Origin of the sequence: Streptomyces africanus (genome assembly GCF_002150735.1) — a bacterium.
Classification (GTDB): Bacteria; Actinomycetota; Actinomycetes; order Streptomycetales; family Streptomycetaceae; genus Streptomyces; species Streptomyces africanus.
Map to the genome: position 1 here is coordinate 1 of NZ_MUKA01000491.1, position 1,175 is coordinate 1,175.

General features: G+C 68.5%; 1 protein-coding gene. It reads left to right on the forward strand.

Annotated elements, in window-relative coordinates:
- The first annotated feature begins 128 nt into the window (after positions 1-128).
- Entirely contained in the window at positions 129-959 is an 831-nt protein-coding gene (locus CCL05_RS40560) for a DUF8175 domain-containg protein (protein ID WP_086565589.1), read from the forward strand.
- The last annotated feature ends 216 nt before the right edge of the window (positions 960-1,175 follow it).

The window sequence follows — 1,175 nt, forward strand, 5'->3', positions numbered from 1 at the left end:
GTCGTGCCCACCGGCGAAGGTTGCGTTTCCCTGATGTCGAGTCACCACACCGCGCCCGCGCGGGAACCAGCACGGCTACCGTCGTACGAGGAGTACGAGCGGTACGACGTCGAGGGGGCGTACGCGGCATGAGTCTCGGTGACGAGCACGAGGCCTCCGGCGGCTACGGCGGCACGGGCCAGACCCGCACCCGCCTGCCCGACACCGGGTCCGACCCCTACGGCACCTCGCGCCGCCCCCGCTCGTCGTCCCGCAGCCTGGTCACGGTGGTCGGCGTAGTGGTCCTCCTCATCGCCGCGATCGCCTTCGCGAACCGCGGCGACGACGACCCCTCCTCCACGGACACCAACACGACCAAGCCGAAGACGACAGCCACGGCCCCTTCGGGGGAACAGCCGGTGCAGGCGAAGGCGGCCGGGATTCCCACGGGCTACGCCCACAACGAGCAGGGCGCCCAGTCCGCAGCCACCAATTACGGCATCGCCCTCGGCTCGGCTGACATGTACGAGACCGACAAGCGGCACGCGATCGTCAGCACCGTCTACGCACCAGACGTTGCCGCCTCCCAATTGCCGGCGTTCGACCAGGTGTACTCCAAGGCCAGCTTCCTCGAGAAGATCGGCCTGAACAAGGACGGCGTCGCGCCAAGCGGTCAGACCTTCGTTTCGCGCGTCATCCCGGTAGGCACCAAGGTCACGTCCTTCAGCGGCAGCACCGCCTCGGTCGCCCTCTGGTACACGTCCCTCTTCGGCCTGTCGGGCGACGGCTCGAAGAACCCCGTGACCGAGAGCTGGTACACGACGACCTACGAGTTGAAGTGGGTCGATGGTGACTGGAAGGTCACCGACTTCACCCAGGAGGACGGCCCTGTCCCGGTCGGGCGCGACCAAAGGGCCTCCACCGCAGAGGACATGACCAAGGCTGTCGAGGAGTACGGAGGGTACACCTATGCCCGCTAAACACCACGTACTCAAGCTTGGTGCCGCGGTCACAGCGGTACAGGCGGCTGCGGTCCTGATGGCCACCCGCGCCTTCGCCGCCCCCACCCCCTCCCCATCACCGAGCAACAACGCGTGCGACCTGCTCAGGGGCCAGGCCCGGGAGATCTGCGAAGGCGACACCGGAAGCGGCGGCGGATCCGGCGGCGGCACCCCCCGCCTCGACCCCACCTCCAC

Bases quoted from the DNA above. Each gene is read 5' to 3' on its own strand.
- CCL05_RS40560 (WP_086565589.1), top strand. From the start codon at position 129: ATGAGTCTCGGTGACGAGCACGAGGCCTCCGGCGGCTACGGCGGCACG.